This window comes from Leptobacterium flavescens, from assembly GCF_010671605.1.
GTDB classification, from domain to species: Bacteria; Bacteroidota; Bacteroidia; order Flavobacteriales; family Flavobacteriaceae; genus Leptobacterium; species Leptobacterium flavescens.
In genome coordinates, this window is the sequence record NZ_JAABOO010000002.1 from 900658 (window position 1) to 924911 (window position 24254).

General features: G+C 41.1%; 28 protein-coding genes. 20 read left to right on the plus strand and 8 right to left on the minus strand.

From position 1 onward, the window contains the following. Nucleotides 1-35: 35 nt before the first annotated feature. On the minus strand, nt 36-677 hold the full coding sequence (locus GWK08_RS11605) for an NUDIX hydrolase (RefSeq protein ID WP_163607354.1): 642 nt from the start codon (nt 675-677) through the stop codon (nt 36-38). Between GWK08_RS11605 and GWK08_RS11610 the strand changes: the two genes are divergently transcribed. Then, entirely contained in the window at nt 676-1392 is a 717-nt protein-coding gene (locus GWK08_RS11610; protein ID WP_163607355.1) for a peptidylprolyl isomerase, read from the plus strand. The genes GWK08_RS11605 and GWK08_RS11610 overlap by 2 nt on opposite strands. On the opposite strand, the gene GWK08_RS11615 is transcribed toward GWK08_RS11610, so the two are convergent. Together GWK08_RS11615 and GWK08_RS11620 are read right to left on the minus strand one after the other, a co-directional pair. After that, nucleotides 1393-1995 (minus strand): trimeric intracellular cation channel family protein, encoded by a 603-nt coding sequence (locus GWK08_RS11615; RefSeq protein ID WP_163607356.1) that lies wholly within the window; start codon nt 1993-1995, stop codon nt 1393-1395. Then, nucleotides 1995-2738 (minus strand): RDD family protein, encoded by a 744-nt coding sequence (locus GWK08_RS11620; protein WP_163607357.1) that lies wholly within the window; start codon nt 2736-2738, stop codon nt 1995-1997. The genes GWK08_RS11615 and GWK08_RS11620 overlap by 1 nt, the downstream gene beginning before the upstream one ends. Nucleotides 2739-2760: 22 nt before the next feature. On the opposite strand from GWK08_RS11620, the gene GWK08_RS11625 reads away from it, so the two are divergent. The 7 genes from GWK08_RS11625 (at nt 2761) to GWK08_RS11655 (ending at nt 9584) form a co-directional block, all read left to right on the plus strand. Next, nucleotides 2761-3738: a stage II sporulation protein M gene (locus GWK08_RS11625; RefSeq protein ID WP_163607358.1), complete on the plus strand. Its 978-nt coding sequence runs from the start codon at nt 2761-2763 to the stop codon at nt 3736-3738. Beyond that, nucleotides 3725-4672, plus strand: coding sequence for a hypothetical protein (locus GWK08_RS11630; protein ID WP_163607359.1), 948 nt, complete (start codon nt 3725-3727; stop codon nt 4670-4672). The genes GWK08_RS11625 and GWK08_RS11630 overlap by 14 nt, the downstream gene beginning before the upstream one ends. After that, on the plus strand, nt 4650-5426 hold the full coding sequence (locus GWK08_RS11635; RefSeq protein WP_163607360.1) for a DUF4129 domain-containing protein: 777 nt from the start codon (nt 4650-4652) through the stop codon (nt 5424-5426). The genes GWK08_RS11630 and GWK08_RS11635 overlap by 23 nt, the downstream gene beginning before the upstream one ends. Then, nucleotides 5423-6619, plus strand: coding sequence for a DUF4350 domain-containing protein (locus GWK08_RS11640; protein WP_163607361.1), 1197 nt, complete (start codon nt 5423-5425; stop codon nt 6617-6619). Before GWK08_RS11635 ends, GWK08_RS11640 begins: the two co-directional genes overlap by 4 nt. 10 nt (nt 6620-6629) lie before the next feature. Beyond that, nucleotides 6630-7679, plus strand: a complete 1050-nt coding sequence (locus GWK08_RS11645) for an AAA family ATPase (protein ID WP_163607362.1) — start codon at nt 6630-6632, stop codon at nt 7677-7679. Next, nucleotides 7679-9010 carry a DUF58 domain-containing protein gene (locus GWK08_RS11650; protein WP_163607363.1) on the plus strand — a complete coding sequence of 444 codons (1332 nt, stop codon included), beginning with the start codon at nt 7679-7681 and terminating at the stop codon, nt 9008-9010. Before GWK08_RS11645 ends, GWK08_RS11650 begins: the two co-directional genes overlap by 1 nt. A gap of 145 nt (nt 9011-9155) precedes the next feature. Next, complete coding sequence (locus tag GWK08_RS11655) at nt 9156-9584, plus strand: DUF2141 domain-containing protein (RefSeq protein ID WP_163607364.1); 429 nt, start codon at nt 9156-9158, stop codon at nt 9582-9584. A 49-nt stretch (nt 9585-9633) separates the two neighbouring features. On the opposite strand, the gene GWK08_RS11660 is transcribed toward GWK08_RS11655, so the two are convergent. Then, the gene (locus tag GWK08_RS11660; protein WP_163607365.1) at nt 9634-10113 is read right to left on the minus strand and encodes a Dps family protein; all 480 of its coding nucleotides are present in this window, start codon (nt 10111-10113) and stop codon (nt 9634-9636) included. Between the two features lie 116 nt (nt 10114-10229). Here GWK08_RS11660 and GWK08_RS11665 point away from each other — a divergent pair, with 116 nt between their 5' ends. Continuing rightward, complete coding sequence (locus tag GWK08_RS11665; protein ID WP_163607366.1) at nt 10230-11165, plus strand: LysR substrate-binding domain-containing protein; 936 nt, start codon at nt 10230-10232, stop codon at nt 11163-11165. Nucleotides 11166-11204: 39 nt separating this feature from the next. Here the strand turns inward: GWK08_RS11665 and GWK08_RS11670 are convergent, their stop codons facing one another. The 3 genes from GWK08_RS11670 to GWK08_RS11680 all read right to left on the minus strand — a co-directional run bounded on the left by GWK08_RS11670 (nt 11205) and on the right by GWK08_RS11680 (nt 12846). Then, on the minus strand, nt 11205-11402 hold the full coding sequence (locus GWK08_RS11670; protein WP_163607367.1) for a hypothetical protein: 198 nt from the start codon (nt 11400-11402) through the stop codon (nt 11205-11207). Nucleotides 11403-11503: 101 nt separating this feature from the next. Next, nucleotides 11504-12304, minus strand: coding sequence for a TIGR00266 family protein (locus GWK08_RS11675; protein ID WP_163607368.1), 801 nt, complete (start codon nt 12302-12304; stop codon nt 11504-11506). Nucleotides 12305-12384: 80 nt separating this feature from the next. After that, complete coding sequence (locus GWK08_RS11680) at nt 12385-12846, minus strand: DUF4442 domain-containing protein (RefSeq protein ID WP_163607490.1); 462 nt, start codon at nt 12844-12846, stop codon at nt 12385-12387. A gap of 145 nt (nt 12847-12991) precedes the next feature. On the opposite strand from GWK08_RS11680, the gene GWK08_RS11685 reads away from it, so the two are divergent. The 5 genes from GWK08_RS11685 (at nt 12992) to GWK08_RS11705 (ending at nt 17019) form a co-directional block, all read left to right on the plus strand. Next, the gene (locus GWK08_RS11685; protein ID WP_163607369.1) at nt 12992-13462 is read left to right on the plus strand and encodes a DUF4870 domain-containing protein; all 471 of its coding nucleotides are present in this window, start codon (nt 12992-12994) and stop codon (nt 13460-13462) included. A 22-nt stretch (nt 13463-13484) separates the two neighbouring features. Next, nucleotides 13485-14024 carry a hypothetical protein gene (locus GWK08_RS11690; RefSeq protein ID WP_163607370.1) on the plus strand — a complete coding sequence of 180 codons (540 nt, stop codon included), beginning with the start codon at nt 13485-13487 and terminating at the stop codon, nt 14022-14024. A 76-nt stretch (nt 14025-14100) separates the two neighbouring features. Further along, nucleotides 14101-14439: a PadR family transcriptional regulator gene (locus tag GWK08_RS11695; RefSeq protein WP_163607371.1), complete on the plus strand. Its 339-nt coding sequence runs from the start codon at nt 14101-14103 to the stop codon at nt 14437-14439. Further along, entirely contained in the window at nt 14436-16148 is a 1713-nt protein-coding gene (locus GWK08_RS11700) for a PspC domain-containing protein (RefSeq protein WP_163607372.1), read from the plus strand. Before GWK08_RS11695 ends, GWK08_RS11700 begins: the two co-directional genes overlap by 4 nt. A 145-nt stretch (nt 16149-16293) precedes the next feature. Continuing rightward, nucleotides 16294-17019, plus strand: a complete 726-nt coding sequence (locus GWK08_RS11705) for a head GIN domain-containing protein (protein ID WP_163607373.1) — start codon at nt 16294-16296, stop codon at nt 17017-17019. A 101-nt stretch (nt 17020-17120) separates the two neighbouring features. On the opposite strand, the gene trxB is transcribed toward GWK08_RS11705, so the two are convergent. Next, nucleotides 17121-18095, minus strand: a complete 975-nt coding sequence (gene trxB / locus GWK08_RS11710) for a thioredoxin-disulfide reductase (RefSeq protein ID WP_163607374.1) — start codon at nt 18093-18095, stop codon at nt 17121-17123. A 266-nt stretch (nt 18096-18361) separates the two neighbouring features. Between trxB and GWK08_RS11715 the strand changes: the two genes are divergently transcribed. The 6 genes from GWK08_RS11715 (at nt 18362) to GWK08_RS11740 (ending at nt 24218) form a co-directional block, all read left to right on the plus strand. Beyond that, the gene (locus GWK08_RS11715; protein ID WP_163607375.1) at nt 18362-18796 is read left to right on the plus strand and encodes a hypothetical protein; all 435 of its coding nucleotides are present in this window, start codon (nt 18362-18364) and stop codon (nt 18794-18796) included. Between the two features lie 83 nt (nt 18797-18879). Next, nucleotides 18880-20181 (plus strand): VOC family protein, encoded by a 1302-nt coding sequence (locus GWK08_RS19225; protein WP_204336046.1) that lies wholly within the window; start codon nt 18880-18882, stop codon nt 20179-20181. A 59-nt stretch (nt 20182-20240) separates the two neighbouring features. Continuing rightward, nucleotides 20241-21206: a carbon-nitrogen hydrolase family protein gene (locus tag GWK08_RS11725; protein ID WP_317168150.1), complete on the plus strand. Its 966-nt coding sequence runs from the start codon at nt 20241-20243 to the stop codon at nt 21204-21206. A gap of 15 nt (nt 21207-21221) precedes the next feature. Continuing rightward, the gene (locus GWK08_RS11730) at nt 21222-22562 is read left to right on the plus strand and encodes a M28 family peptidase (protein ID WP_163607376.1); all 1341 of its coding nucleotides are present in this window, start codon (nt 21222-21224) and stop codon (nt 22560-22562) included. A 10-nt stretch (nt 22563-22572) separates the two neighbouring features. After that, nucleotides 22573-23355, plus strand: a complete 783-nt coding sequence (locus GWK08_RS11735) for a hypothetical protein (protein WP_163607377.1) — start codon at nt 22573-22575, stop codon at nt 23353-23355. 62 nt (nt 23356-23417) lie between these two features. Continuing rightward, nucleotides 23418-24218, plus strand: coding sequence for an arginase family protein (locus GWK08_RS11740; protein WP_163607378.1), 801 nt, complete (start codon nt 23418-23420; stop codon nt 24216-24218). Nucleotides 24219-24254 lie beyond the last annotated feature (36 nt).

Here is a 24254-nt window from a genome sequence, read left to right on the forward strand (position 1 = left end):
ATTAAAGCGAACTGCAAAAGTACAAATATTAGCCATTAAAAGGCACTCTTTAATAGCTCTTTAACTTCATTCAGCATCATTGCAGTAGCTCCCCAAACCGTATAACCGTTTAACTTAAAAGCCGGTACGCTGATTTCTTTTGCGTAGGATGTGGTTAATTTTTCTGAAAATAAGATCTCGTCATTCAGGAAATCCGAAAGCAATACCTCAATTATATTTTCCACCTCATCTTCCTGAGGGGTAAATTCTGGGGTATCGTTCATAATTCCCATAAAAGGATATACCAGAAAATTACTGGGCGGGATGTAGATCTCGGTCAGAGGGCATAAAATATCAATTTGTTGCGGACTGATCCCGATCTCTTCACAGGTTTCGCGAAGTGCCGTATGCTCCATGTTCCTGTCTTCTTCCTCTATCTTTCCTCCGGGAAACCCCACCTGATTGGAATGCACTCCGGGATAGGTTTTCCTGTGTATCAGAACAAATCTTGTCTGCCCTTCATTATCGGGATAATACAGCATTAAAACCGCAGCTTCCCGAGGATTCTTTGTCCTGATAGCTTCTTCCCTCAATTGCTTCAGACGTGCAAGCGGAGCCATTTTATAATGGGATTCTTGTCCGGGAAGGGTCATATTTGCTATTTTTGGAGCAAATTCTTGAAAAAGGTCGAAATTCATGCTATTAAAATCAATCAGAATATCTGCAATATTACTACTTATATTTTTAATCGGATGCAATCAGCAAAAGCAACAAAATTCAAAGTCTGCAACCGAAAATAATACGGAAAATCCAAACGAAAAACAGGCAGATAGCATTCCTGAAGAAAAAGAAGAAGAGCCTTTCAGGCTTACCGAAGACAATGCTATTCCTTTCTTTTTCGAATACGAAAAAGAGCATAAGGAAGACAGGGTCAGGGTAACCACCAACCAGGGGAGTTTCGTGATCAAACTTTTTGAGAACACTCCTTACCATCGTGCTAACTTTATTTACCTGGCCGAAAAGGATTATTTCAGCGGCACTTACTTCCACAGGGTGGTTAAAGATTTTATTATCCAGGGAGGGAACTCAGATAACAGGGCTACCGGAAAAAAGAGGAAGGAGATCGGGCGTTATCTTTTACCGCCGGATACCAGAAAAGGACACAAGCACCACAGAGGAACCGTTTCCATGCCCAGCAGTGAGATCAACAATCCGCATTTACTGGCATCGCCTTTTGAATTCTTTATCGTTGTTACCCGCCCGGGATCCTATCACCTGGATGGGAAATACACTGCTTTCGGAAGAGTTGTAGAAGGTATGGATATAGTAGATAAAATAAATTCCGTAGCCACGGGTTCTGACGAATGGCCGCTTCAGAATGTAGTTATCGAGAAGGTAGAGATCGTAAAATGATCAACTTTGGATAAGCGGGAGCTTTAATTGATAACGGACTGCCAAAAGGCGTATCAGGATAACGATCCCCGTTGTTATTACATAGATCCAGTCGTCGTTTAAAGGAGTTTCCTTTAAGATAAAAAAGAATGCTCCTCCAGCTATACAGGCCGTGGCATAGATCTCCTTTCTGAAAATTACCGGGATCTCATTACACAAAATATCGCGAATAACACCTCCGAAGGAAGCACTCATCGTACCCAGAGCGATCGATATGATCGGGTGAAGGTTTGCATCTATCCCCTTCTCTACTCCAATAATGGTAAACACTCCCAATCCTACCGTATCAAAAAGAAAAAGGGAGGTTCTGAGATAATTCAGCTTTCGCCTGAAAAGGACAGCAAAAAATACTCCTGCAATGACGATATACACATAATTCAGATCGATCATCCATCCCACGGGAGTTCTTCCGATGAGTATATCTCGTAAAGTACCTCCGCCGAGAGCAGTAACAAAGGCAACAATAAACAGACCGAACGGGTCCAGGCGTTTGTTAAGGGCGGTAAGGAAGCCGGAAATAGCAAAAGCAAAAGTTCCGATAATGTCTAGGCTGTAAAAAAGCATTACATGTTCTGGGTATAATAGTTATAATCCTTCAGTATCTTGTCTATATAGCTATGAGTGTCGTTATGAACAGACTTGGTGCCGGTCACTTCTTCAATTTTGGCTTTTAATTTCAGAAGGGTGGCATGGTCTCTTGTTTTCTTGGCTGTTATAAAGGTTTCCTTGATGATCCGTGCATCGTTATCAGATAACTTGATCACACTCGGATAAGCCGGAACATAGTCTTCCGATATATTCTCAAGGATCGTATGATCTATGGTGATCCTGTTCTTAATGGAGATGACGGCAGTACCCGCAGCAATATCCCCGATTCGCTGATTCTTACTGTTGGAAACGATCATGATAAGCGCTATTACCCCGCTCAACATATTGGTGTCGATAATCCTGAAAAACCAGCGGGTTACATAGTCTGCAAAAGAGGCCTGATACCCGTCTATTTTTACCACTTTTATCTTTAAAAGCCGCTTCCCGATAGTCTGCCCGTCGAGTAAAGCCTCCAGTAAAAGGGAATAGAAAAAAGTAGGAAGAAGAAAGAGGACCACAATAGCGATCTGCGACCACATATCGTAATCTTCCAACCACTCATTAATGCCAAATAATTTAAAGACAAGCTGAAAAATAATCACCGCATAGGCGATCTTGATCACTATATCTATTCCGTAGGCAAGAATACGCTCTCCCACTGACGCAGTGGTAAAGTTTATATTCACATTTTGAGTAGTATTTATTTGTAACTCTGCCATTTTATCTTTTACTTTAACCCATATGAGAGAGGTCGCATTTATCAAGCAAAATAAGGAAAAATGGTTGAACTTTGAAAAAACCATTTTCGGGAAACAACTTAAAAACCCGGACGAGCTTGCTTCTCTTTATATTCAACTTATCAACGACCTGTCTTACGCTCAGACCTATTACCCTAAAAGTAAGATAATTGGCTATCTGAATCAGTTGGCAGCCAAAGCTTTTCAGAAGATCTATAAAACCAAAAGAGAAGATAAAAACAGGTTTATCGAATTCTGGAAAACCGAGGTCCCGCTCATCGTTTACGAATACAGACGATATGTTTTGTACGCCTTCCTCCTCTTTTTTACTTTCACTGCTATCGGGGTACTTTCTGCTGCGAAAGACGACACCTTTGTACGCCTTATTCTGGGAGATCATTATGTAAATACCACCATGGAAAATATCGAAAAAGGAGATCCGGTGGCCATTTATAAAAGCGGGAGTAACTGGGGGAGTTTTATCGGTATTACCCTGAATAATCTCTATGTAGGTATCCTGACCTTTGTACTCGGGATATTCGGAGGTGTAGGAACAGGCTATAAACTGCTTCAAACCGGGATCATGCTCGGGGCTTTTCAATATATGTTTCAGGCCGAGGGTGTTTTATGGGAAAGTGTAAGAGGGATCTGGATACACGGTGCTATGGAGATCTTTGCCATTGTAATTGAAGGAGCAGCCGGACTGATCCTCGGGGCCAGTATACTTTTTCCGAAAACCTATTCCCGTTTTGTATCCTTTAAGATCGGAGTGAAGAACGGGGTTAAAATATTGATCAGCACCTTTCCGTTTACCTTTGCGGCCGGATTCCTGGAAGGATATATCACCCGCTATTCCAATATTATGCCCAACTGGTTATCGGTAGGCATTATCCTGATCACATTATCTATTATCTCATATTATTATCTTGTATATCCGTTTATAGTAAACAAAAAATTAAGGCACAGTTATGGAGTTGTATAAACCGAGGGGATTTGCAGAATATTTTCAGGATACCTTTGCTTTCTTAAAGCAGAACGGGAGGCATTTCTTTAAGCACTATTTTATCATTAACGGAGCATTTATTATTATCCTGCTGGCCTGTTTTTATTTCTTTATGAGATTCTATACGGATTTCATTACCAGTAACCTGAACAATCCGGATGCAGCAGCGTCTATGGAAAATTATATGAATGAGAACGGAGGACTAATGATCCTTATCGGTATTGCAGTTTTTTTCCTGGCTCTTATAGCCGGGGTCTTAAATTACGTATACACTCCTGTTTATCTTATTCTTTACGAAAAACACCAGGGGTCTTCCTTTGGTACAAAAGACATTTTAAACTATTTAAAAGAAAAAGCGGGTAAGATCCTGATCTTTATTCTGGCCGGTATTATTGTTTCCATTCCCGTGCTTATAGCTGCGGGGATCATATCATTTGTCCTGATGATCACCATCGTAGGCATGCTGTTAATTATTATGGTCATGGCACTGATCATGATGATCTATCAGTTTGCACTGATCGAATATTTACAGGAAGAAAAAGGGGTCTTTGACAGTTTTAGTTATGCCTTACAACTCTGTTTTAAAAAGTTCTGGGCGGCTACAGGATGCGTTTCCCTTTTTTACCTGATGACACAAACCGTACAAGGGCTGGTAACTCTCATCCCTTATTTTATAGGCATTATATCGATCTTCAGCAGCAGCCAGAATATAGAAGATAATCCTGAGGATAATGTAATTGCCATCCTTACCCTGGCAACACTGGTATATGTAGTTACCATTCTTTTGGGGATCATCCTCAACACCATTCTGCAAATGAATCAGGGGGTTGTTTTTTTCAGCCTCAAAGAAGAAAGTGAAAATATCAATACAAAAAGCGTTATCGACCAAATTGGAACCTCTGACCCATACTAAAATACAACTGAGATATATCCTTTTCTGCCTGATCTTCTGGATGGGATTGAGCAACCTTAGCGCAGCTGGTGATATGTATTCTGCCGGAATACAAAAAGATTCGTTGCTTCAGGATACGGCTAAGGTGGAAAAAAGACATTTCAGTATGGATTTCAGGGAAAAATATTCGGGACAAGAATATATCTACGAAAAAGACCTGGAAAACAAGGGGTGGTTTACCCGTTTTAAAGAATGGCTGGCAAGGGTCTTTAAAAAATGGTTTAATCTCAATTCTGATCTGGAGGCAGGTAATATTGCCGATATTTTCATCAAAATATTTTATGTCCTGATCATCATTGCCGTGGTCTTTATTATCGTTAAAGCCATTCTTAACCGGGAAGGCCGATGGGTCTTCGGAAAATCTTCAGACCGGAAGATCATTAATGTAGAAGATATTGAACAGAATATCGGGATCACCGACTTCAGGAAACTGATCAACCGGGCAATAGCAGACGGGGAATACAGGAGTGCCGTGAGGTTCTACTATTTGTGGATGCTGAAAGAGCTTTCCAATAAGGAGCTGATAGCCTATGATGTTGAAAAAACAAATAACGATTATCTGTACGAGCTGAATAACAGCCGTTTTAAAAACGATTTCAGGTACACCTCCTATCTCTATAATTATGTGTGGTACGGAGAGTTTGAAATAAATGAGAAGCAGTTCGAGAAGATATCCGGAACTTTTACTAATATTCTAAAAGACCTGAAGGCATGAATAAGACGGTAAAAATATATCTGGGTCTCTTAATTGTGCTTTTCATAGCTGCAGTGGCTATAGAATTCTCCCAGCCGGAACCTATAGACTGGAACCCTACTTATAATGAGGAACACAGCAAACCGTATGGTTTAAAAGTTTTCAGGGAAGAACTGGCTTCTATTATGCAGGGTCAGGAAATTGAAGATATTAAGACAACGCCCTATCAGTATTTTGATGAGAACTACAACTGGGCAGACTCCCTTTACAATGTAGAGGGTAGTTATATGTATATTAATCGTTTTTATAGTACAGATGATATTTCCACCCAGGAGCTTCTGGATTTTGCAGCTCACGGGAATACGGTTTTTATTACTTCCGGAAACCTTCCGCCTAAACTCAGGGATTCTCTGGGAGTTGATATTTCCTATGCATTAAACAGGAGTACCAAAGCCAGGACCTGGCTTGCAAACCCGGTATTTCGGGGCGACTCTATTAAAGTGGAAAAGGGCGCGGAAAACGCTTATTTCTCCAAGATCGATTCTACCCGTTCTACAGTTCTGGGATACCAGGAATTTAAGGAGAAACGTATTAATTTTATAAAGGTAAAACATCATTACGGGTATTTCTACCTGCATACACAACCTGTGGTCTTTACCAATTATTACCTTTTAAAAGACCGGAATTACAATTACATTGAGGATGTTTTGTCCTATTTACCGGAGCAGACCGTATTTTTCGATTCGCCCAATAAGAGAGGAAAAGAACTCGGAAGTTCTTCCATGCGTTATATTCTCTCTCAGCCTGCTTTAAGGTGGGCCTGGAACCTGGCACTGCTCACTTTACTGATCTTTATGATCTTTAATGCCAAAAGAAAGCAACGTATCGTAAAAGTCATCAAACCCCTGAGAAATACAACCGTAGAGTTTACGAGGACCATCGGAAACCTCTATTACGAAACCAAAGATCACCAGAATATCATTGATAAAAAGATCACCTATTTCTTCGAGAAAATACGGAATGATCATTATCTGGATACCCAGGTGCTCAATGACCAGTTCATTAAAAACCTGGCGCTGAAAACAGGGAATGATAAGCTTAAGGTCAAGAAACTTATAGATCTGATCATTCATCTTCGTTCCAAAACGGTTTGCGATGAAGGTGACCTTTTGAGATTAAATAAAGCAATAGAAGAATTTTACAATAAAAAATAAATAATTGATTATGGATAATCCTGAAGAAAAACATAATGAAGAGCTTAATTCGCCCGCAGCGGAGGAAACTACAAATACTTCAGAGGAAAACGTAGAATTTAAAAGCAGGATAGATCTGAGCGAACTTCAACAGTCTGTAGAACAGATAAGAGAGGAACTCGGGAAGGTTATCGTGGGGCAGAAACACATGATAGACATGCTTATCACGGCCCTTCTGGCTAACGGCCATGTATTGATCGAGGGTGTTCCCGGAGTGGCAAAGACCATTACGGCCAAATTACTTGCCCGAAGCTTAAAGGTAGATTTTAGCAGGATACAATTTACTCCCGACCTGATGCCGTCGGATATTCTGGGAACCTCGGTATTCGATCTTAAAAAATCGGAGTTCGAGTTTAAAAAAGGGCCCATATTCTCCAATATGGTGCTGATTGATGAGATTAACAGATCGCCCGCAAAAACACAGGCCGCACTTTTTGAAGTAATGGAAGAGCGTCAGATTACCATAGACAATCAAAAATACCTTCTTCCTCCTCCTTTTATGGTACTGGCTACACAGAACCCGGTAGAACAGGAAGGAACATACAGGTTACCTGAGGCTCAGCTGGATCGTTTTATTTTTAAAATAGATATAGAATATCCTTCCCTGGAAGAAGAGGTAGAGATCATTAACCGGGAGCATCTGCTCAAAGGAGCGGAAAAGACAGAGAAAATAACTTCTTTCCTCGACAGTAAAAAAATAGGGAAGTTCCAGGGATTGGTGAATGAAGTTCTTATCGAACCTCATCTGTTAAAATATATTGCAGAGATCATTATCAATACCAGGAATAATCAGTTTCTTTATCTGGGAGCCTCACCAAGGGCGTCTATTGCAATCCTGAAGGCTTCCAAAGCATATGCGGCGATAAACGGTAGGGATTTTGTCACACCCGAAGATATTAAACAGGTGGCTGTTCCCGTACTTCAGCACCGTATTATTGTAACACCCGAAAGAGAAATGGAAGGAGTATCCAGCAAGCAGATTATTAACCAGATCATTCAATCCGTAGAAATCCCAAGGTAGTGAAGTTCTTAAGGCCTTTTTATATAAAAAACCGATTCTTTTATACCTGTCTGGGGATAATAGTTCTGTTTGTCATTAGTTTTTTATTCCCAAAACTACTGGCGATCACCAAACTGTTGTTTATTATTTTCCTCACGGTTTTTGTCCTTGACACACTTATCCTGTTCTTTGCCAGGAAAGGTATTCAGGCCAGGAGGATACTTCCCGAAAAACTTTCTAACGGAGACAAGAACCCTATTGAACTCAGTTTAGAGAATTATTATACTTTTCCGGTTTACGCCACGATCATAGATGAGACCCCGGAGCAGTTTCAACTCAGGAACTTCCGGATCCAAAGAAGACTGGCAGCTTCGAGTACTTCCGCTTTAAGTTATGAGCTTCGCCCTACCGAAAGAGGAGAATATAATTTTGGGAAGCTGAACGTCTACATTTCCACGGTTTTTGGCCTTGTGGCCAGGAGGTTTACTTTTTCTTCCGATGAGATGGTACCGACCTACCCTTCTTTCCTTCAGCTGAAGAAATACGATCTGATGGCTATTCACAACAAGCTGGATCAGTACGGGATCAAGAAGATACGCAGGATCGGGCATACTATGGAGTTTGAGCAGATAAAGGAATACGTTCAGGGAGATGATCTCCGTACCATTAACTGGAAAGCTACCGCCAAAAAGAACCAACTGATGGTTAACCAGTACCAAGATGAAAAATCTCAACCCGTTTATTCGGTGATCGATAAGGGCCGGGTAATGAAGATGCCTTTTGATGAACTGAGCTTGTTAGATTATGCCATTAACGCTTCGCTTGTGATCAGCAATGTTATTCTTAAAAAGCAGGACAAAGCCGGGATCTTTACCTTCTCCAAAAAAGTGGAGAATGTGGTAGTGGCAGAGCGACGGACTTCTCAGATGAGCCTTATCCTAGAAGGGCTCTACAATATAAAAACCGATTTTTATGAGTCGGATTACAGCAGGTTGTACGGCAATATAAAAAGAAATATCACCCAAAGGAGCCTTTTACTTCTCTATACCAATTTTGAAACCCTCGACAGCCTGAAAAGACAACTCCCTTATCTAAAGGGAATTTCCAAAAACCACCTTCTGGTAGTGATCTTCTTTAAGAATACAGAGCTGAACAACCTGGTTACCGAAAAGGCTGAAAGCGTTCAGCAGGTTTACGATAAGGTGATAGCGGAAAAATTTGTTTTTGAGAAGAGGCTGATCGTAAATGAGCTCAAAAAATACGGGATCTACTCTATTCTGACCAGTCCCGAGAACCTGACCATAGATACCATCAACAAATACCTGGAAATAAAGGCCAGAGGGCTTATTTAACCTTCCGCCTGTTTCAGTCAAAATCTGTCTTCTACAACTCATCCCGAATATATAACAGTTCGGTATTTCATTTTATGTATTGTTTAGCTATTGAATGACCTTTGGATCAGTAATTCAAAACAAATCAATTTAAACACATAAAATTATGAAATCACTAATCGTATTTTTTAGCTTATTGTTAAGTTCTCTTTTTGTCAGCGCTCAGGAAAGCGAGGAAACCAAAGGAATAACCATTACAGTGGTAGTGGAGAATATTAAAAACAACAACGGAAATGTCCTTTTCGGGCTTCATACCAGCGAAACCTTTATGCAAGGACCGGGTATACAGAATGCTTCCGGTAAGATTGAAGATGGAAAAGTAAAGATCACCTTTACCAACGTTCCGGAAGGTACTTATGCAATTATGGTATTACATGATGAAAATGAGAATAACAGAATGGATTTCGATGCCAGCGGTATGCCGAAAGAAAGTTATGGAATGTCCAATAACGATATGAGCTTCGGGCCACCGGAATTCGGGAATGCTAAATTTGAAGTAAAAGACAAAGACCTCGAGTTAAACATCCGCATATAAATAATCAAGCCAAAAAAAACGCCTTTCGAACTGAAAGGCGTTTTTTGTATTATATCTTTTCATCAAGCCAGGCCTTCATCATCCAGACCGTCTTTTCCTGTTCGGTAATAAAATCGCTCATCATGGAATTTGTTCCCTCATCGGCGGCATCATCAGACTGTTCGAGGATATTACGCTCGATCTTCAGCAGTTCGGTAAGGGAATCGACTACCAGTTTAATGGCACTTTCATCTAACGAAATATCTTTTCCTACCGGAACGGATGCTACACGAACATAGTCCCCAAAAGTGTGTAACGGAGTACCTCCTAGGGTTAATATACGTTCTGCGATCATATCTACTTTTAACTGGGCATCATTATATAATTCTTCAAACTTGGCGTGCAGGTCGAAAAAACGCTTCCCTCTGATATTCCAGTGAATTCCTCTTAAATTCTGATAAAACACCTGGAAATTAGCCAGTAAGCTGTTTAATTCTACCGTAAGTTCCTCTGTTTTTCGGGTATCTAATCCTAAACTATTTATTTGCATATCAAACTATTTATCAGTTACTAAATTTTATCATTTCAAAATTACTAACGATATTCTTCACTTAAAGCATAGATTTTATCGATAGTTTTTATATTTTTATCATCTAAAACTATTATATGACCATAACACAACTTCAATATGTATTGGCCGTTGCGGAATATCAGAATTTTACGTTGGCGGCAGAAAAGAGTTTTGTTACCCAACCTACCTTAAGTATGCAGATCCAGAAGCTGGAAGATGAGCTGGATATCCTGATATTCGATCGGAGTAAAAAACCCATACAGCTTACAGAGGTGGGGAAAAAGATCGTGGATCAGGCAAGGAACATAGTTAATGAATCCGGAAGGATCAAGGATATCGTGGATCAGCAGAAAGGATTTATAGGCGGGGAATTTAAACTGGGGATCATCCCGACCATTATGCCTACCCTTCTCCCCATGTTCCTCAATAATTTTATCAGGAAATATCCCAAAGTAAATTTAAAGATCGAAGAGTTAAGTACAGAGGCCATTATACAGAAGATCCAGGAAGGTCACCTGGATGCTGCCATAGCGGCAACACCGCTCCATAATGAGAATATAAAAGAGCGTGTTCTGTATTACGAGCCCTTTGTAGCCTATATTCCGGAAAACCACAGATTACACAAGAACAAGAAGGTAGATGCGACAGATCTTAATATAGATGATATCCTTCTGCTGGAAGACGGGCATTGTTTCAGGGATGGGGTCATTAATCTATGTAAGAATGTAAAAGCTTATCAGGACGATCATTTTCAGCTGGAAAGCGGTAGTTTTGAAACGATGATAAAACTGGCTAACGAAGGCCTGGGAATGACACTTCTACCCTATTTACATACCATGGACCTTAAAGAAAATGAAAAACAGAGCCTGCGTTTCTTTAATGAACCGAATCCGGCCAGGGAAGTGAGTCTGATCTATCATAAAAGCGAATTAAAGATACATATCATAGAAGCTTTGCAGGATGCAATTTCCGGGATCATCAGAGGAGCAATTGCTTTTCAGAATGTAGAGATCATAAGCCCGGTACGCTAAAAGAGATAAAAAACAAAAGCCACCTGAACGGTGGCTTTTTTATGGATTTAAATAAATTAGACAATGTGTTAATTCTGGCTTCCCGTTTGTGAATTGGTCTAACCAAATTCTCAACTCTTCAATTTCATAAGGAAGCAGGCGCCTTACCGCTTTTTCAAGTTCTTTGCAGAACAGAACAGGATCAAAGCTAACCTTTTGTAGAATAGTTTGGGTATATTCAAACATAGCTCTGGCCATATCAAAAGATCGTTTTAGTTACTTAACTACAAATAAACGGCTTAAACTTGTTTATTATTGTTGCCGAAAAGTTAAATTTAAAAGTACTTGTGTTAAACAAATTAAAAACGATTATCGCCGTCAAGAATATTACCTAATCCGCCGAGCAAACTACCCTCTCCTCTGTCCTTTCCTCCTCCCTGCGGAGCGGCAGCAAGCACCCTTCCGGCAAGACGGCTAAAAGGTAAAGATTGAATATATACGGTACCCGGGCCTCTCAGCCTGGCAAAGAAAAGTCCTTCGCCCCCGAAAACAGTATTCTTGATCCCGCCTACAAACTCAATATTGTAATCCACACTCTGTGTAAATCCTACAATGCAGCCCGTATCGACTTTCATAGTTTCTCCGGCTGCGAGTTCTTTTTTGGCCATGGTACCTCCGGCATGAACAAAGGCCATCCCGTCACCTTCCAGCTTTTGCATGATAAAGCCTTCACCTCCGAAAAACCCACGTCCCAGGCGCTTGGAAAATTCTATTCCCACGGTAACACCTTTGGCGGCACAGAGAAAAGCATCCTTCTGGCAAATAAACTTTCCGTTAAACTCGGTCAGGTCTATAGGAATGATCCTTCCCGGATAGGGAGAAGCAAAACTCACCTTGCGCTTTCCGTGAAACTCATTTAAAAAAGCCGTCATAAACAGGCTTTCCCCGGTAAGAAGACGTTTCCCCGCAGAAAAAAGCTTTCCTAATACGCCTTTATCCTGATTGGAACCGTCCCCGAAAATAGTATCCATTTTAATTCCGTCATCCATCATCATAAAGCTTCCTGCTTCTGCAACAACAGCTTCCTGTGGATCCAGTTCTATTTCTACGTATTGCATTTCTTCACCGTAGATCTGGTAATCAATTTCGTGTGATGTCATTTAATTTATGTTTTTTGATTATGATGTTATTTCAAATTATAAGTAGTACAGCTTTATATTATGTTACAACTTTAAAGCGACTATTTGGCGGGTCTCAGGCGAACGGTCCACTCAAAGTTAAAAGCAGATACCACATCCCCGTCTTTATCCACTCCTTCAGACCTCATCCATACGGTTCTGCCTTCTCCTGTATTTATGGTCTCTGTAATGGCTTTATCTATAAGATGACCGTCCTTACAGTTAAATGTTATCCTCCCTCTGGCCTTTTTACTAAAGGTAGCGTTGTTATTGGCAACCAGCATGGAAATATCCTTTCCGCTGGCTCTGATCCTGGAAATTACCAGGGCTCCTGTGGTGAGTTCGGCGGCCATTCCCTGAACGGCCCAGAACATGGAATTGAACGGATTTTGATTGATCCAGCGGTGTTTTACCCTTACGGTACAGCTGGTATCATCTATATGTTTTACCCGAACTCCGCATAGCCATGCAGCAGGTAATTTAAAGAGAGTGAAGAAGTTAAGTTTAGCCGGAGTAAGTCCCATAGAATACAATTTATCCATGACAAGTTATCAAAAATATTTATAGCAAGCTGAAATCATCAAATGTTAATTTTTTGTTAATATTTAGTACTTTGTTTTGCATAATACCTTCTTTTGGATATATATTTGCATAAGAAAATAATATGTAATGGACTCATCAATCAACAAACATCAAAAAAATCTGGCGGCATTCGTACACATATCTACCTTTGCCAAATACTTTTTCCCTTTCGGGAATTTTATCATTCCGCTTATATTATGGACATCAAACAAAAACGAATCAGATTATATTGATCATCACGGAAAACAAGCCCTGAATTTTCAGATCAGTATCCTATTGTACAGTATGGCTCTTGGTATTATTGCCATTCCGGTTATACTGTTTACCTCCTGGGATTTTATAGGCTTTGCCGACATTTTTGAACACAATACCCATCATTTCGATCTCGATTTCGATAATGGTTTCAGGTTCAGAGGCGGATTGGCCTATCTGGGAATAGCGGGAGTATTGGCACTTGGTTTATTTGTACTGGATATTTACTGTACAATTACCGCCACCATCAGAGCTAACGAGGGAGTATTATACCGTTATCCCCTTACCATCAACTTTATAAAATAATTGTTTACAATAAACGGCAGAAATGAAAACGCAACGAATAAATATTAAATACATAGCACTGTTGATCCTGGGGGTTCTTCTAAGTTTCGGCTTACACGAGTTAGCTCACTGGGCAATGGGAAAGTCGTTGGGTTACGATATGGGGATGACCCTTAACTCTGCCTTTTTAAAAAGCGGGGAGTACGCAAATTCCTTTGACAGGAATATGGTTACCGCAGCGGGCCCCCTGTTCACGATTTTTCAGGCGGTATTGTTCTTTTACATTATAAGAAGGACCGGGAATTATTATTTCTATCCCTTTTTGCTGATCGCATTCTTTATGAGGTTTCTGGCCATGGGCCTTACCCCCATCAATCCGAATGACGAAGCAAGGATAAGTCACTTTTTGGGGCTTGGGTACTGGATACTCCCGATTTTAGTTTGCCTGACCTTGTTTTACCTGGTAAGGACAACCACCATAGAGCAGAAATATTCGGTAAAATTAAATGTGCTGAGCATAGTCCTCATCACCCTGTGTACCAGCGCAATAATTATGTCCGATCAATATATAAAGACCATTTAAATAAGCAAACCAATTTCATCAATCAATCAATCGATCAAAAAATGAACAGTTTTAACAATATCAAAAAACAAACTCTATGAATATTGAAAACACTAAAGCGCAAATGCGTAAAGGTGTGCTGGAATACTGCATACTGTCCATCCTCAAGGATGAAGATAAATATGCTTCGGAGATTTTAAACACACTTAAAGACGCTAAAATGTTGGTGGTAGAAGGAACAATTTATCCTCTGCTGACCAGGCTGAAAAATACGGGTTTACTCAACTATCGATGGGAAGAATCCACCTCCGGGCCTCCGCGCAAATACTATCAGTTAACGGAAACGGGGAAAATATTTTTAAAAGAATTGACCACTACGTGGGATGAACTAAAAAATGCAGTTAATATAGTAACAAGCCAAAAACAAGAAAAATGAATAAAACTATAAACATAAATTTAGCAGGAACGTTTTTTCACATTGATGAAGATGCGTATCTAAAATTGCAGGGCTATTTAGATGCTATTAGACGTTCATTCTCCGATACTCAGGGAAGAGATGAGATCATCTCTGACATAGAGGCGCGTATTGCTGAGCTTTTTACCGAAAAGATGGAAAATGACAGACAGGTGATCAGCACTAAGGAAGTTGATGCTGTAATTGCGGTAATGGGACAACCTGAGGACTACCTGGTGGATGAAGAGATCTTTGACGATGAGCCTAAAAAGAGAACCAAAAGCAGTACGGCCAGTTCCAAGAAGCTTTACAGGGATATGGATGATAAATATATAGGAGGGGTTTGTTCCGGTTTAGGATATTATCTCGGAATAGATGCCGTTTGGGTACGCCTTCTGTTTATCCTTTTCACTATTTTTTCCGGTTTCGGATTGATAGCTTATATCCTGTTCTGGATCCTGGCACCTGAAGCCAGTACTACTTCCCAGAAGATTGCAATGACCGGAGATCCGGTCAATATCAGCAATATTGAAAAAAAAGTTAAGGAAGGATTCGATAATGTAGCCGAAAAGGTAAAGGATGTCGATTATGAAAAGATAGGCAACAACGTAAAATCCGGCTCAAAGGGTTTTTTCGATACCCTGGGTGATATCATAGTTTTCTTCTTTAAAATTATTGCGAAGTTTATCGGGATCATCCTCCTGATAACAGGTGCGGCTACCCTTATTGGTCTTTTTGTAGGCCTGTTTACCGTAGGGATAGCAGATATCATCCATATACCAGGAATCGATTTTGTGGATATCTTTAACACTTCAGGAACCCCGATCTGGCTGGCATCGCTTATTACGTTCTTTGCCGTAGGGATCCCGTTCTTCTTCCTCTTTTACTTAGGATTGAAGATCCTTGTAAACAACCTTAAGTCAATAGGAAATATTGCAAAATTCAGTCTGCTTGGACTATGGCTGATGTCTGTTGTAGGTCTGTTTATTATGGGAGTAAGACAAGCTTCTGAGCACGCTTATACAGGAAGTACTGTAGTTAAGGAGGAGCTTTATCTGGCAGATCAGGATACGCTGCATATTAAAATGAACGATAGTAATAACTATTCGGATCATTATTACAGAGATTCAAGGTTCGATATTGTAGTAGACAGAAATGACAATGAGCGTATTTACTCTGAAGATGTTATCTTTAATATCAGACAATCAGAAGATTCCCTGGCTTATATCAACATTCGCAAGGAAGCTGACGGACGCAACTTTAAAAGTGCGAGAAACAGAGCGGAAAACATAGAATACAATTATGAGCTTAAGGATAATACCTTGATCCTGGACGACTTCCTGACCACTCCGCTGGAGAATAAATTCAGGGATCAGGAGATAAGAATTTCCATCTATGTTCCGGAAGGAACAGTAATAGTCTTTGACGATTCGACATACAGCGGTATAGGAAGAAGTACGAATTACGAGCCTAACTACAGCAGGTCGAGTATCATTAACCACAAATGGAAAATGAATGATGACAACGAACTACATTGTATTGATTGTGAAGATGAAGATGACAGTGAAGAAGACGAGACAAATCGTGTTCTGATAGACGAAGAGGGTATTGATATCAAGGTAGAGGACAAAGACGGAGACAAGCTGGAAATGAAGCTTGATGAAAACGGATTAAAAATAGAAACCACATAAAAATTTAGTTAGTAGTGACGATTAATGGTTGTCAGTCCCTAAACAACCAATCAAAAAAACGAAAACCAACCAAAAAAAGGACTGGCAACTGTTAATCTGATAAAAAAACAATCAAGAAAAACAAAACAATCTAAAGCGTAACGTTATGACAACACTATCAAAAATCATTATTACAGTATTGATCTCCTTACTGTTTGTCTCCTGCCAATTCGATATTAATCTCGGGGAAGGTAAAAGAGGAAACGGGAATGTAGTTACTGAAAAAAGAGCTGCAGATGAAGATTTCACAGTAGTTAAAGCTACTGAGGGCCTGGACGTGTATGTAACGCAGGATAATAAAACCAGCATTACGGTAGAAGCCGATGAAAATGTCATCGAGCTTATCAGAACAGACATCAGAAACGGAGTACTTCACATTCATACCGAAGAGCGAATCGGACGTGCCAAGTCCAAAAAGGTTCATGTAAGCTTGCCGGATATCGCCGCATTGAGAAGTACCAGCGGAGCTGATCTTTACGGAACTGATGTAATAAAAGCAGACAAGATCGAACTGAGCAGTAACAGCGGTGCCGATCTTAAGGTAGAAGTAGAAGCTACCGAGGTAGAATGTGATACCAGCAGCGGTGCCGATATCGTTGTTTCCGGAACTGCCGACCTTCTGATTGCCGACGCAAGCAGCGGAAGTGATATCAGAGCGGGGAAACTGGTAGTTTCTAAGTGTATTGCCGATGCCAGCAGCGGCGCGGATATTAAAGTAAATGCTACGGATGAATTAACGGCAAATGCTTCCAGCGGAGGAGATGTACGTTACTCGGGAGATCCTGTGGTTAAAAAGAGAAGATCTTCTGCAGGAGGCGTTTACAAACAATAGATAAACATCCAATCAACCTAACCAATATCTAAATCTAACCAACTAAAAAGGGCATCCTCTCGAGGGTGCCCTTTTACTTTATTGTAATTCAGTTAAACTGATTAGCTTTCTACCTGCTCTTCTTTAAGCGATTCTACCGATGCCAGGTAACGCTCCGCATCCAATGCAGCCATACATCCTGTACCCGCAGCAGTTACTGCCTGTCTGTATTCCTTATCCTGAACATCTCCGGCCGCGAATACTCCGGGAATATTGGTCTTCGTAGACTTTCCTTCGGTAATAAGGTATCCGGTATCGTCCATATCCAACTGCTCTTTAAAGATATCGGTATTAGGTTTATGACCAATGGCAATAAAGAGTCCGGTTATTGAAATATCTTCCTTTTCCCCACTCTGATTATTAACCATTCTCAAACCTTCAACTACCTGCTCTCCAAGAACCTCATCAACTTCGGTATTATAACGCACTTCTATATTCTTCATGGCGTTTACCCTGTGCTGCATCGCTTTGGAAGCTCTCATATAATCTTTTCTCACCAACATGGTAACCTTTTTACAGATATTGGCCAGATAAGTAGCTTCTTCTGCTGCGGTATCTCCTGCTCCTACAATAGCAACATCCTGTCCCTTATAAAAGAAACCGTCGCATACGGCACAGGCAGAAACTCCACCGCCTCTTAAACGCTGCTCACTGGGCAGTCCCAGGTATTTGGCAGTAGCTCCGGTAGAAATAATTACCGTCTCCGCCTCTATTTCCTTATTGTTATCTACTGTTACTTTATGGATACCTCCCTCTTCCTTGTTAAAGTCGACTTTGGTTACCATTCCGATGCGAACTTCAGTTCCGAAACGCTCGGCCTGTTGTTGCAATTGCACCATCATGGTAGGGCCGTCTACTCCTTCCGGATATCCCGGAAAGTTATCTACTTCGGTAGTGGTTGTCAGCTGCCCTCCGGGCTCCATTCCAGTGTACATTACCGGTTTCAGATCTGCTCTTGCAGCATAGATGGCCGCCGTGTAACCTGCTGGCCCTGAACCGATGATCAAACATTTAATTCTTTCAATTGTATCAGACATAATAATTGTACTCAAAATAATTACATAACAAAAGTAGGTTTTTTGTTTAGAATCTTACATTTTTCCAATCAAAAGTTGCAATGAAAAAATAAATAAGATCGATTGGAGATTGCAATAATGGAACGCCCGTAACCAAATACACTCCTCCCATACCCCCAAAAGCCCCGAAATAGCACAGTACTCGTGAATAATTATTGGGCTATGTCAATTTTATTTTGTATCTTTTATGAACTAACATTTTGATTTTCAACTAATAAATCCGCTATATGAAAACCGCACTTTATCTTTTTGCTTTAATTTTAGTTCTGGGATCTTTCTCGGAAAGAGATCGCCAGAAGTATACATTAGATGGAACATGGGAGTTAATAGATCAGTACACCTATGACGGTACGCATGTTACCGATACCATCCCGAACAATGACGGGTACAGACAAATAAAAATGTACAACAGTGGAAGGGTCATGTGGACCCGCTTTGTTCCCAAGGACTCTGTAGACTGGTTCGGATATGGTTCCTATTCCAATACGGATAGCACCCTTACGGAAACCCTCGAATACGGTTCTGCTTCTATGATGAAGATCATAGATTCTATGCGCGTTTTTAAATTTGAACTGCACCTGGAAAAAGAATTTTTTCAGCAGATCACTGTAGATGAGGAAGGGCATAAGATCTTTTCCGAAAATTACAGAAGACTCCACTAAATACCATTTTTATTATATAATGAAAGATGCCTTGAAGAAATTCAGGGCATTTTTTTTAGTACATTTATCAAAACTATTGACCTATGAAAAAAATATACCTTTTTTCCTTCTCCCTCCTGCTAAATATTGCTGTCTCATGGGCACAGCCGGGTACGGAAGTCTATCTTTTTAAACTGAGCAAAAATCTGGAGTTAAGCACTCCTCAAAATACTTCCGGAAATCCGGGCTTTTACGATAATCAACCTTCCTTTCTGAACAATAATACCTTGCTTTTTTCCTCTACCAGGAACGGGCAGACAGATATCAGGAAAGTAGGGCTGGATAACGGAGAAGATGTATGGATTACGGCAACGGACGGAAGTGAATACTCTCCGCTTAAGATCCCCGGAAGGGAAGCAGCATCCTCTATCCGTCTCGACAAGGACGGAAAGCAATTGCTTTACGCTTATAATTTTAAAGACGGGAAACCGGAGGTACTCGTTAATGACCTGGTGATCGGTTATCACGTTTGGTTTGACAAGGATCATATTGTTTCCTTCGTTCTCGGAGAAGAATCCTCCCTGGTGGTCTCCGACCTGAAAAATGGTAGCAATAAGACCTATCAGAAAAAGATCGGGCGTTCCCTGCATAAGATCCCCGGTTCTAAGCTCATCAGTTATATCAGCAAGGAAAATGATCAGTGGGAGATCCGTTCTCTGGATCCGCTTACCGGAAATTCCAAATTAATTGTCCCGACGCTGGAAAATGCAGAAGATATGTGCTGGACACCAGACGGGACCATTATCATGGGAAAAGGTGATACTTTGTATAAATACGATCCGAAGACCGATTCTGAGTGGACAAAACTTATTTCTCTTTCTTCCTTCGGTCTTGACGGGATTACACGGGTATCTGTAAGTCCGCAGGGCGATAAAATTGCCGTGGTGGTTACCGAAAAACCAAGCGAGTTCCAATCGAATACCATTCAAATGGGAGTGGTTGTTTCCGATATGGAAAGATCCCTGGATTTTTATAAGAATATCCTGGGGATGAAAGAAACCGGTGGTTTTGATATAAATTCAGATTTCGGAAAGCGATCCGGCTTGTCAAACGGACTTCCGTTTCAGGTAAAGATCCTCAAATTGGAAGACAGTCCTCAGGCCAACCAGTTCAAACTGGTTAGCTTTGGAAAGAAACGTGCTTCAATTCCCGAACATATACAGGATGATACAGGAGTACAGTATATCACAATTTTTGTGAATTCTGTAACACCTTTTCTTAACCGCATCAGGGAAAACAATATAGAGTTATTGGGAGAAACACCAATAAAACTAGGTGATAACCGAAATTTCCTGCTTATACGCGACCCCGACGGCATTTTTGTAGAGCTGATCGGTAATGATTAAAAACTGGGTATTTTGACTAATTTAGTAGCACAAATTACCCTCGGTGAATAACCCATAGTGTGGAAAAAACAAATTTGAATCATATTAAAGTAGCTGTTGTACAGGCTACTCCTGTTTTCTTTGATCTGGAAGCAACCCTGCTGAAGGCAGAAAATATCATCAAAGAACAGGCTTCCAAAGGTTGCAACCTTATTCTCTTTCCGGAATCTTTCATTCCCGGATACCCCCGGGGCTTTAGTTTTGAAGCGGTGGTTGGTAAAAGAGATGATGAAGGACGCGATCTTTATCTCGAATACTGGAAACACAGCCTGGAGGTAGGAAGCGAAGCTTTCCTGAAGCTGGAAAAAACAATAAAGGAAAGCGGAGCTTATGTAGTGATGGGCGCTACCGAAAAAGAAGCCGGAAACGGATCCCTCTATTGTTCTATGCTGTACTTCTCGCCGGAAAAAGGTTATTTGGGAAATCACAGGAAAATAAAACCTACGGGAGTAGAACGCCTTATCTGGGCGGAAGCATCGGGAGAATCCCTGATCACCGTAGACAGCAAGATAGGAAGACTTGGAGGGCTAATATGCTGGGAAAATTATATGCCGATGGCCAGAGCTTCTATGTACCGGCAGGGAGTACAATTATATCTGGCGCCTACGGCTGATGCCAGGCCTACATGGACCTCTACAATGCAGCATATTGCCTGTGAAGGCCGTTGTTTTGTTCTGGCAGCAAACCAGTACTTCAGAAAAGAGGATTATCCTGAAAAATACAGGAAATACGTTTCCAATGAAGCAAATGATATGTGCAGAGGCGGAAGCCTTATCGTTTCTCCTATGGGAGAGGTTATTGCCGGGCCTCTATACGATGAAGAAGGAGTTCTCACCGCTACCCTCAACCTGGAAGATCTGATAAAGAGCAAACTGGATTTTGATGTGATAGGACATTACAACAGATCGGATATTTTTAAGCTGGAAGTAAAGGACCAGCCCGATCCTATAAACGAAAACGCTGTAAAAGAAAATAAAACTAATTAACAACAATCAATCGTTATGTTAAGATACTCTTTAACCATAGTATTTCTATTTTTTATAACGCTTACGACCGCACAGACGGACAAGCGTTTATACGACATTATTGATGCGGTTTCTTCGGAACGCCTGGAAGCCGATATCAGAACACTTGCCAATTTCGGTACCAGGAACACCTTTAGTGATACCGTATCCAACACCAGGGGGATCGGAGCAGCCAGAAGGTGGATAAAAGGCGAATTCGATAAGATCTCTCAGAATTGCCAGGGATGTCTCGATGTCTTTTACCAGAAAGATTTTGTAAAAAAAGGTGAAGGAGCACGTATCGTTAAGGATGCCTGGATCGTAAATGTACTGGCAGTTCAGAAAGGAACCAAATATCCGAACCGTTATATCATTATGAGCGGTGATATAGATTCCAGAGCTTCGGATGCACTGAACTATGAGATAGATGCTCCGGGAGCTAATGACAATGCCTCCGGTATGGCGGGAACCATAGAAGCCGCAAGGGTTCTGTCGAAGTATAAATTTGAAAGCAGTATTATTTACGTCGGGCTTTCCGGAGAGGAACAAGGTCTTTTCGGGGGTGCAGGATTAGCCAAATACGCCAAGGAAAAAGGATGGGACATTATTGGGGTCCTTAACAACGATATGATAGGGAATATTGAAGGTGTAGACGGAGTGATCGATAACAGGACATTCAGAATATTCTCTGAGCCGGTCCCTCCAACGGAAACCGAGCGTCAAAGACGAAGCAGAAGATTCTTCGGAGGAGAGGTTGACGGGATCTCCCGACAGCTGGCCCGTTATATCCACAAACAGGTGAAGACCTATATGCCCGAAATGAACCCTATGATGATCTATCGTCTGGACCGTTTCGGACGAGGAGGTCACCACCGTCCGTTCAATGACCTTGGATATGCAGGAGTAAGGATCATGGAGGCGCATGAAAACTACAACAGACAGCATCAGAATATCAGAGTGGAAAACGGTATAAAGTACGGAGATGTTATTGAAGGCGTTAACTTCGAATACGCCAAAAAGCTTACTGCCGTAAATGCCATCAATCTGGCCAGTCTTGCATGGGCGCCTCCTGCACCAAAGAATGTAGCTATCGGTGGAATTGTTCAGCCTTCGGCTAAATTCAGATGGGAAAAATTAAATGATCCCGATGTTATCGGATACAAGATCTACTGGAGGGATACTACCTCCCCTACCTGGGATAACAGTCGTTTTGTTGGGAACGTTAGCGAATATACCCTCGAAGGTATTGTAATTGACAACTTCTTTTTCGGTGTAGCTGCTGTTAACAAAGATGGTCATGAAAGTATGGTTGTATTCCCTTCTCAAACATTCAGATAGTCTTTAGCATATGAAAAATATCTTTAAAATAATATGTATCCTCGCCTTGATGGCAGCATGTAAAAACACACCTGCCGCTGAGGAAGCAAAGCCTAAGAACGAAGTATTGGTTCTGGGGGCCATTCACAGTGGTCATTTGATAGACAGTATTACTTATAACACTGCTTATCTAACCAAACTCATCAAGGAGATCAATCCCGATATTATCCTGACCGAGATCCCGCCGGACCGCTTTGAAGAAGCCGTAAGCGGTTTTAAAAGAGACGACAGTATTTCAGAACCCAGGGTAATGCGTTTTCCGGAGTATACGGATGTAGTTTTTCCTTTGTCCAAGGAGATGGATTTTGAGATCATCCCCACGGCAGGATGGACCCTTCCTATGGCCAGGGCACGTCAGCAAAAACTAAGGGAGATAAGCCAGGACACTTCCAGAACGGAAGACTGGAATGTCTATAGGGAAGCTAATCGCCTTTCGGATTCCCTTTACCGGGCTACGGGCAAGGTTAATGATCCTTATTTTATACATACGGATACTTACGACAGTATTCAGGATGTAGCACTACAGGTATACAACAGGCTTTTTAATGTGGAATTGGGCCTTGGTGGCTGGGAGAATATCAATATAGCCCATTACTGGAATATTGAAAAAGCCCTGGAAAAACACCGCTATGAGGGTAAAAGGGTCCTGATCACTTACGGGGCCGGGCATAAAGGGTGGTTCCTGAGAGAGCTTCGCAAAAGAGATGATATTACGCTCCTGGAAATGAAGCCCTTTTTAGATGCGATACAATAATTCTTTAACAATATATCTGCCTGCCCGCCTAACGGGCAGGTTTTTTATTTAAAAACACTGAAATGAAAATATATTTTCCGCAATGGCAGGGATCGGGAACCGGTAAGAATATAGAAGACGGAGCGCATACCGTACTGGAATACCTGGATGACCCCGATTTTATTAAAGTTCCCCTGTCGGAAAAGCTCCTGGAAAAGAAAAACAGCATTAATGCCTATGAAGCTATTATCGATCAGCTGAGCAGATTAAAAAAAGAGATCTCGGAAAACCAGCCTGATAATCTGAAGATCGTAGGCGGAGATTGTGGCCTGGAAATTGTTCCCGTGTCCTATCTGAATAAACGCTACGAGGGAGATCTGGGTGTTATCTGGTTTGATGCCCATGCCGATATCAATGCTCCACACGAATCTCATAGTTGTAATTTTCACGGAATGCCGCTAAGGACCATGTTAGGAGAAACCGATGAAGGAATGCATGATTTGCTCTTCTCCAGAATAAAACCGTCTCAGATACACTATGTAGGCCTCAGGGATATTGATGACTCGGAACAGAAAAGAATAGATACGGACAATATTTATTACTCTAAAAATGCAGATACGGGTGTTCTGGTGGAAACCCTGAGATCCAAAAAACTTAAGAATTTATACCTGCATTTCGATTTTGATGTGCTGGAACCTACAGATTACGATAAAACCTATTATCAGGTAAAAGAAGGGGTTAAAATAAAGGATGCTCTCACGTGTATTCAGGCTTTAACTGCTAATTTTAATGTTGTTGGCGCCAGTGTACTCGAATCGGTAACTACCAAGCGGGATGAACTGAGTCCGATTAAACCCATAGTTGATATTTTGATGAAGGCGTGATCCGTTTTTCGGAAATCGGTATACTTTTTGATAGAT

What these genes read in the sequence shown, in the direction of transcription:
- GWK08_RS11655 (WP_163607364.1), top strand. Translation starts at nt 9,156, where the DNA reads ATGAAATCACTAATCGTATTTTTTAGCTTATTGTTAAGTTCTCTTTTT.
- trxB (WP_163607374.1), bottom strand. Translation starts at nt 18,095, where the DNA reads ATGTCTGATACAATTGAAAGAATTAAATGTTTGATCATCGGTTCAGGG.
- GWK08_RS11620 (WP_163607357.1), bottom strand. Translation starts at nt 2,738, where the DNA reads ATGGCAGAGTTACAAATAAATACTACTCAAAATGTGAATATAAACTTT.
- GWK08_RS11630 (WP_163607359.1), top strand. Translation starts at nt 3,725, where the DNA reads ATGGAGTTGTATAAACCGAGGGGATTTGCAGAATATTTTCAGGATACC.
- GWK08_RS11715 (WP_163607375.1), top strand. Translation starts at nt 18,362, where the DNA reads ATGAAAACCGCACTTTATCTTTTTGCTTTAATTTTAGTTCTGGGATCT.
- GWK08_RS11695 (WP_163607371.1), top strand. Translation starts at nt 14,101, where the DNA reads ATGAATATTGAAAACACTAAAGCGCAAATGCGTAAAGGTGTGCTGGAA.
- GWK08_RS11605 (WP_163607354.1), bottom strand. Translation starts at nt 677, where the DNA reads ATGAATTTCGACCTTTTTCAAGAATTTGCTCCAAAAATAGCAAATATG.
- GWK08_RS11740 (WP_163607378.1), top strand. Translation starts at nt 23,418, where the DNA reads ATGAAAATATATTTTCCGCAATGGCAGGGATCGGGAACCGGTAAGAAT.
- GWK08_RS11735 (WP_163607377.1), top strand. Translation starts at nt 22,573, where the DNA reads ATGAAAAATATCTTTAAAATAATATGTATCCTCGCCTTGATGGCAGCA.
- GWK08_RS11685 (WP_163607369.1), top strand. Translation starts at nt 12,992, where the DNA reads ATGGACTCATCAATCAACAAACATCAAAAAAATCTGGCGGCATTCGTA.
- GWK08_RS11660 (WP_163607365.1), bottom strand. Translation starts at nt 10,113, where the DNA reads ATGCAAATAAATAGTTTAGGATTAGATACCCGAAAAACAGAGGAACTT.
- GWK08_RS11625 (WP_163607358.1), top strand. Translation starts at nt 2,761, where the DNA reads ATGAGAGAGGTCGCATTTATCAAGCAAAATAAGGAAAAATGGTTGAAC.
- GWK08_RS11700 (WP_163607372.1), top strand. Translation starts at nt 14,436, where the DNA reads ATGAATAAAACTATAAACATAAATTTAGCAGGAACGTTTTTTCACATT.
- GWK08_RS19225 (WP_204336046.1), top strand. Translation starts at nt 18,880, where the DNA reads ATGAAAAAAATATACCTTTTTTCCTTCTCCCTCCTGCTAAATATTGCT.
- GWK08_RS11610 (WP_163607355.1), top strand. Translation starts at nt 676, where the DNA reads ATGCTATTAAAATCAATCAGAATATCTGCAATATTACTACTTATATTT.
- GWK08_RS11615 (WP_163607356.1), bottom strand. Translation starts at nt 1,995, where the DNA reads ATGCTTTTTTACAGCCTAGACATTATCGGAACTTTTGCTTTTGCTATT.
- GWK08_RS11670 (WP_163607367.1), bottom strand. Translation starts at nt 11,402, where the DNA reads ATGGCCAGAGCTATGTTTGAATATACCCAAACTATTCTACAAAAGGTT.
- GWK08_RS11730 (WP_163607376.1), top strand. Translation starts at nt 21,222, where the DNA reads ATGTTAAGATACTCTTTAACCATAGTATTTCTATTTTTTATAACGCTT.
- GWK08_RS11645 (WP_163607362.1), top strand. Translation starts at nt 6,630, where the DNA reads ATGGATAATCCTGAAGAAAAACATAATGAAGAGCTTAATTCGCCCGCA.
- GWK08_RS11680 (WP_163607490.1), bottom strand. Translation starts at nt 12,846, where the DNA reads ATGGGACTTACTCCGGCTAAACTTAACTTCTTCACTCTCTTTAAATTA.
- GWK08_RS11675 (WP_163607368.1), bottom strand. Translation starts at nt 12,304, where the DNA reads ATGACATCACACGAAATTGATTACCAGATCTACGGTGAAGAAATGCAA.
- GWK08_RS11705 (WP_163607373.1), top strand. Translation starts at nt 16,294, where the DNA reads ATGACAACACTATCAAAAATCATTATTACAGTATTGATCTCCTTACTG.
- GWK08_RS11640 (WP_163607361.1), top strand. Translation starts at nt 5,423, where the DNA reads ATGAATAAGACGGTAAAAATATATCTGGGTCTCTTAATTGTGCTTTTC.
- GWK08_RS11665 (WP_163607366.1), top strand. Translation starts at nt 10,230, where the DNA reads ATGACCATAACACAACTTCAATATGTATTGGCCGTTGCGGAATATCAG.
- GWK08_RS11690 (WP_163607370.1), top strand. Translation starts at nt 13,485, where the DNA reads ATGAAAACGCAACGAATAAATATTAAATACATAGCACTGTTGATCCTG.